The 6,156-nt window shown below is 44.0% G+C and carries 8 protein-coding genes; all 8 read left to right on the plus strand.

The genetic code is table 11. The features are described 5' to 3' along the window. A partial coding sequence (locus CAG68_RS13535; protein ID WP_161441267.1) for a nuclear transport factor 2 family protein occupies positions 1-351 on the plus strand: 351 nt, incomplete at its 5' end. After that, positions 348-1,073 carry an SDR family oxidoreductase gene (locus CAG68_RS13540; RefSeq protein WP_025766886.1) on the plus strand — a complete coding sequence of 242 codons (726 nt, stop codon included), beginning with the start codon at positions 348-350 and terminating at the stop codon, positions 1,071-1,073. The genes CAG68_RS13535 and CAG68_RS13540, both read left to right, overlap by 4 nt. Positions 1,074-1,085: 12 nt before the next feature. Continuing rightward, positions 1,086-2,396, plus strand: a complete 1,311-nt coding sequence (locus CAG68_RS13545) for an NAD(P)/FAD-dependent oxidoreductase (protein WP_025766885.1) — start codon at positions 1,086-1,088, stop codon at positions 2,394-2,396. A gap of 1 nt (position 2,397) precedes the next feature. Continuing rightward, a complete protein-coding gene (locus CAG68_RS13550; RefSeq protein ID WP_025766884.1) occupies positions 2,398-3,216 on the plus strand; it encodes a DUF1365 domain-containing protein in 819 nt (272 codons plus the stop codon). Then, positions 3,210-4,466, plus strand: coding sequence for an SAM-dependent methyltransferase (locus CAG68_RS13555; RefSeq protein WP_086046627.1), 1,257 nt, complete (start codon positions 3,210-3,212; stop codon positions 4,464-4,466). The genes CAG68_RS13550 and CAG68_RS13555 overlap by 7 nt, the downstream gene beginning before the upstream one ends. A 6-nt stretch (positions 4,467-4,472) precedes the next feature. After that, positions 4,473-4,985, plus strand: a complete 513-nt coding sequence (locus tag CAG68_RS13560) for a DUF2878 domain-containing protein (protein ID WP_005378203.1) — start codon at positions 4,473-4,475, stop codon at positions 4,983-4,985. After that, positions 4,945-5,538, plus strand: a complete 594-nt coding sequence (locus tag CAG68_RS13565; protein WP_017821712.1) for a chalcone isomerase family protein — start codon at positions 4,945-4,947, stop codon at positions 5,536-5,538. Before CAG68_RS13560 ends, CAG68_RS13565 begins: the two co-directional genes overlap by 41 nt. Continuing rightward, positions 5,538-6,071: a DUF3833 domain-containing protein gene (locus tag CAG68_RS13570; protein ID WP_017634388.1), complete on the plus strand. Its 534-nt coding sequence runs from the start codon at positions 5,538-5,540 to the stop codon at positions 6,069-6,071. The genes CAG68_RS13565 and CAG68_RS13570 overlap by 1 nt, the downstream gene beginning before the upstream one ends. Positions 6,072-6,156: the final 85 nt, after the last annotated feature.

The following is a 6,156-nucleotide window of genomic DNA, read 5'->3' on the forward strand; positions in this document are numbered from 1 at the left end:
ATATATCACCAAGATGTAGTATTTGAGGACGCAGCGCATCGTTTAGAAGGATGGCCAGCACTTTCGGATTATTTCACCTCATTATATGCCAACGTCATCAGTTGTGATTTTGTAATCCATGAGCATCAACAAGTCGGAGATACAGGCTTCCTAACTTGGACAATGGACCTTCAGCATCCCAAACTTCAGAAGGGTGCGCCTATTCTCGTCAATGGTGTTTCGCACCTCAAATTTAGCGAAGGTCAGGTCATTTATCACCGAGACTATTTTGATCTCGGAGAGATGCTCTATGAGCATTTACCGTTACTTGGTTCAGTCGTTAAAACCATCAAGCAGAGGTTAGGACAATGAACAACACCATCTTAATCACAGGCGCCACCTCCGGAATAGGAAGGCAGCTTGCCCTAGATTACGCGAACTCAGAATGGAATGTGATTGCTTGTGGTCGGAATCAAGATGTTCTTGCAGAACTGGAGGCAGTTTCCTCCAAAATTCATACATTGCAGTTTGATGTGACAAATTATGAGGAAACTCAGCAGGCGCTCTCTAATTTGCCATTTACGCCAAACACATGGGTTTTTAACGCAGGCGATTGTGAGTACATGGATGAGGGAGTGGTCGACGCGAAACTCATGGCGCGTGTGATGAACGTAAATGTTGTCGGTGTTGCCAACTGCGTTGAAGGCTGCCAAGTGCATTTAGAGAGAGGGCACCGCATTGTTATTGTTGGCTCTATCGCATCAGAAGTGGCATTGCCTCGTGCTGAAGCTTACGGCGCATCCAAAGCGGCAGTCAGTTATTTTGCACGCACGCTCGCCGTCGACTTGAAAAAGAAAGGGATCAAAGTGGTAACGGTGTTTCCTGGTTTTGTTGAAACGCCGTTGACTAACAAAAACGACTTCGAAATGCCAATGATCATTTCTACTCAGCAAGCGTCGGACTCTATCAGGAAGCAGTTAGCCGCCAACAAGACCTATATCTATTTCCCGGCGAGATTTACCAGTATTTTACGTTTTATCTCGTTACTTCCATACAGTTGGCAAGCTCGCCTAACTGCTAAACTCGTATCATAAGAAGGAATAAAAATGAAAACAGCAGGAAGAAAGAAGATAGCGATTGTGGGAACGGGAATCTCTGGCCTTACTTGTGGTTATTACTTGCATAAAGAACATGATGTAACGCTGTTTGAAGCGAACGATTACATCGGTGGCCATACTGCAACCGTTGATGTGAGCCTTGATGGTAAAGAATACGCGATAGATACTGGGTTCATCGTCTATAACGACCGTACGTACCCTAATTTCATTAAAATGATGAGCGAGATTGGCGTTGAAGGTCTGCCGACTCAAATGAGCTTCAGTGTCAGAAATGATGGGAACGGACTAGAGTACAACGGCCACACAGTGTCGACATTGTTTGCTCAAAAACGTAACTGGGCAAACCCTAAATTTTATCGATTTATCTTCGAGATACTTCGTTTCAATAAACTTGCCAAGCGCTTCGCTAGCGAGCAGTCCACGCACTCTCAGACGTTAGGTGAGTTCCTTGACGAACACAAATTCAGTGCTTTCTTTACCGATAACTACATATTACCGATGGGCGCTGCGATTTGGTCGTCGACTTTGGCTGACATGCGCGCATTCCCTCTTATGTTCTTCTTACGTTTCTTCCTCAACCACGGTCTGCTAGATGTGACTAACCGACCACAATGGTATGTGATTAAAGGTGGTTCACGTTCATACATTCCACCATTGACTAAAGGCTTTGTCGAGAATATTCGTCTTAATAGTCCTGTCGAAAAAGTGGTTCGCAACGAAAAAGGGGTTGGCGTTCAAGTTCGCGGAGAAACACATTGGTTTGATGACGTTATCTTTGCTTGTCACAGTGATCAAGCAATGAGAACGCTAGAGGATATCAGCCCAATTGAGCAGGAAATCTTGGGGGATATGACATACCAAGCAAATGAAGTTGTTCTTCATACCGACTCTGCCGTACTACCAAAACGTAAGGCAGCATGGGCATCATGGAACTACCTATTGGAAGGAAGTGAAGAGGAACAGCAACGCCTCCCTTCGCTCACTTATAACATGAATATTCTTCAGCATATTCAATCAGAACACACGTTTTGTGTAACGTTGAACAGTACTGAGCAAATTAACTCAAATAAAGTCTTGCGTTCGTTCACTTATCATCATCCAGTATTCACCACTGAGTCTATTGCAGCGCAGCAGCGCAAAGATGAGATACAGGGCAAACAAAGTACCTGGTTCTGCGGGGCTTATTGGTACAACGGTTTTCATGAAGATGGCGTGCGTAGCGCGCTTGATGTTGTGAAAGAACTAGAAGAAAAGTACCGCGAACAAAATGTGGTTCCTTTCGAAAAAGGCGCAGCGTGATATGGATAGCCAAATGAACAGCCGATTGTTTATAGGCAACGTTCGTCACCGTCGATTCACGCCGGTGAATCATGAGTTGAACTACTCTTTATTTATGCCCGCCATTGATGTAGACGAGATCGATGCTTTAGAGAAAAAAGTATGGGGTTTTGGTTCGCGTTGGTGGCATTGGGCTCGCTTCAAGCGCAGTGATTACATTGGTGAAGGTAGCGTCAAGTCGGCAGTGCACAGCAAAATTGAAGAACTGACAGGTGTTCGCTGTACCGGCAAGGTAATCGCAGTCTGTCACTTGCGTTATCTAGGACTTTATTTCAGTCCCGTTAATTTCTACTACGTTTATAACGCGGAAGGAGAATGGAAGTATCTCCTCGCAGAGGTGAGTAACACTCCTTGGAATGAACGACATTACTACGTGGTGTCAGCAGATAAAGAAGAAGAAAAGTTTGGTTGGGAACAAGTTAAAGCATTCCATGTTTCACCATTCAACCCGATTGACCAACTCTACCGCTGGAGAATTAAACCTTTGACAGACAAGTTGAATATTCATCTTGAATGTCACAAAGGAGAGAAACACTTTGATGCCACCATGGTTATGAAAGCCAAGCCACTTTCAAGCAAAACCTTATTGAGGTGTTTGATCGTTACACCAATACAAACGGTAAAAGTAATGGTTGGTATTTATTGGCACGCATTAAAACTTTGGGTGAAAGGCGCACCTTTTTATTCTCATCCTAAATATTCAACGCATGAAGAAATAGAAGCCGATACTGAAAAAACAGACAAAAAAAATAAAAAGCACAAGGAGAATTCTGCATGTTAAATACTAGTTCTATGACATTGCCGCGTAAATTGACGACAACGCAAAAAGCGGCTCGCGGAGTTATTTTTCAATGTCTGCAAAAAATGGAAATCGGCTGCTTAACAGTTATTGAAAGTTTTAAGACGGAAACGACAGAGCGAAGCGAGCGTTTTAGTGCGCCAAATGGGGAGTACAGTGGTCAACCTGTTGTCGCTACTATAGAGGTAAAACATCCAGGCTTTTATTCACGGATCTTGCAGGGCGGCAGTATTGCTGCTGGTGAGGCTTATATGGATGGGTGGTGGGATAGCCCCGATTTAACCTCATTAATGAAACTGATGGCCCTTAACATGCGTGCTCTAGATAAACTCGAAGAGCAAGGCAGTTGGTTGACTAAAATACTGTACAAGTTCAGTCATTGGTCAAACAGAAATTCTGAAGAGAACTCACGTAAAAATATCCATGCGCATTACGACTTGGGTAACAACCTATACGAAGCGTTCCTTGATATCAATATGCTGTATTCGTCGGCGCTTTACAATCATGCGGATGACTCTCTAGAGCAGGCTCAAATCAACAAAATGGATCGTCTATGTCAGCAACTTGAGCTGAAGCCCACTGATCATGTTGTTGAAATTGGCACTGGGTGGGGCGCTATGGCGATTTACATGGCAGAACAATACGGTTGTCAGGTCACCACAACAACGATATCTGAAGAGCAACACGCGTACGCGGAGCAAAAAATCAAAGAGCGTGGCTTAGAAGACAAAATCACGCTACTCAAAGAAGATTACCGAAACCTAACCGGAACTTATGACAAGCTCGTTTCTATTGAAATGATTGAAGCTGTGGGCAAACAATTCCTGCCTTCGTACATTAAGGTCTGTGAGTCTTTATTAAAGTCCGGTGGCGTGATGGCGATTCAAGCGATTACGATTGCCGATCAGCGTTACGATTACTACAGTAACAACGTCGACTTTATCCAAAAGTACATTTTCCCGGGTGGTTTTTTACCGTCGGTAACCTCACTAACCCAAGCCACAACAAAATACAGTGACTTAGTGACGCGAGACTTGTTCGATATTGGTTTGGACTACGCCAAGACGCTGAACGAATGGCACTTACGTTTTAATCGAGCAGAGGTTGAAGTGCGCTCATTTGGCTACGACGACCGCTTTGTGCGTATGTGGCGCTACTATTTGAGCTACTGTGAAGGTGGCTTTTTGGCTCGCACGATCAGTGCAGTTCACATGACGTTTCAACGCCCGTAGTTCGTTATGAAGGTATTTCTTGCTTCGACATGGTTCCAACTCTGCTGGTTTGCAGCGGTGCTTGGAACCTATCAATGGCAATGGGTGACGTTATTCCTTACTTTGGCAACCCTACTATACTGTCTGAAAAGCGATGCATCTTCGCTCAAAAGTATTGGTGTGATCGTCACGAGCGGGCTCGTGCTTGATACGCTCAATCAACAACTATCGGTCTTTGTCTTTCCAACCCCATGGCTGCCAGTCTGGTTATTATGCTTGTGGGTTTTGTTTTCTTGGTATGCCTATCAACTTAAGTCAATTTTGTACCGTTTCCCAAAAACCTACGTATCAATAATAGGCGGACTCGGAGGAACAGCGAGCTACTTTGCTGGCTATAAGCTCCAAGCCGTTGAATTTGGATTTAGCACTGGCGCTACACTGGCAATGTTGTTTGTCGAATGGTGCGTCATGATGCTCTTGATACTCAAGGTGTACGGAAATGAAAAGCTTGAAGAGAGACTTAACTCAGAGACTGACTAGGCTGCTTGCGTTGGTAATAGTAACTGGCTCTTTTGCTCTGCAAGCTCAACCTGTTGGAAATAGCGAAGCTGCCAGCAACATTGCGAATTGGAAGGGATGGAAAACTGTTGGAGAAGCCCAACTTACTTGGTTCATCTTCGATATTTATCACTCAAGATTAAAAGCGCCTGATGGAAAGTTCATCGTAAGCGATGACGTATCGCCACATCCCCTTGCGTTGGAAATTAATTACAAGAGAGACATCAGTAAGCAACAGCTGCTTGATGTGACGGATGAGCAGTGGGCGAAATTGGGTTTTACGGACTCATATCGAAAAGCTTGGATCAGCGAGCTCGATCGTATGTTTCCTGATATTCAAAAAGGTGACGAGCTTACTTATCTAACAGATGGAAAATCTGGTCAGCTTTTTTATAAGCAGGTTGGGGACGTGCAAGTAAAGAACGTTGGCATCATTGAAGACGAACGAATGAACGATGCATTTTTGGCTATATGGTTATCACCCAACACAGAATTTCCGAAACTCCGAAAACAATTGATAGGGCAGGTTAGATAGTGTTTAAACGAATTTTTAAATCAGCGACTTTAGTGGCAGCTGTTTTTCTTTCGGCATGTTCCGCAGACATTGATAATTACCGCTCTTCTACACCGACTTTTGACGTATTCGGTTATTTCGAAGGCGACATAAAGGCGTGGGGGATGGTGCAAGATTATACCGGACAGCAAACGCGTCGCTTTGAAGTCGATATAGTGGGTACTGTAGCGGGTGATACGCTGACGCTGGTGGAAGACTTCGTGTTTGATGACGGAGAGGTGGACCAGCGAATTTGGGTTATCACTAGATTAGAAGACGGTCGTTATGAAGGTAAGGCAGACGATATTATAGGTGTAGCAACAGGGGAAGAGCAGGGCAATGCGTTACAGTGGCAATATGACTTTGAGCTACAAATGGAGGATTCATCAGTGACGGTTGCTTTTGATGATTGGCTTTATCGTCAGGATGACAGACACGTTTTCAATCTAACGAAAATAAAAAAGTTTGGTGTGGAAGTAGGAACAATAACCTTGTTCTTCCAAAAGCAGCCATAACAAATGGGGCTGATCTTCAATTAATAATCCATTCCATATAACTAAAATTATTTTCTCCCGACCTAACTCTCCTAACTAAAAAAGG

Source organism: Vibrio sp. V42_P2S4T144 (genome assembly GCF_009904715.1).
GTDB classification, from domain to species: Bacteria; Pseudomonadota; Gammaproteobacteria; order Enterobacterales; family Vibrionaceae; genus Vibrio; species Vibrio alginolyticus.

Coding starts and splice junctions, on each gene's coding strand:
- CAG68_RS13540 (WP_025766886.1), top strand. CDS start 348: ATGAACAACACCATCTTAATCACAGGCGCCACCTCCGGAATAGGAAGG.
- CAG68_RS13545 (WP_025766885.1), top strand. CDS start 1,086: ATGAAAACAGCAGGAAGAAAGAAGATAGCGATTGTGGGAACGGGAATC.
- CAG68_RS13550 (WP_025766884.1), top strand. CDS start 2,398: ATGGATAGCCAAATGAACAGCCGATTGTTTATAGGCAACGTTCGTCAC.
- CAG68_RS13555 (WP_086046627.1), top strand. CDS start 3,210: ATGTTAAATACTAGTTCTATGACATTGCCGCGTAAATTGACGACAACG.
- CAG68_RS13560 (WP_005378203.1), top strand. CDS start 4,473: ATGAAGGTATTTCTTGCTTCGACATGGTTCCAACTCTGCTGGTTTGCA.
- CAG68_RS13565 (WP_017821712.1), top strand. CDS start 4,945: ATGAAAAGCTTGAAGAGAGACTTAACTCAGAGACTGACTAGGCTGCTT.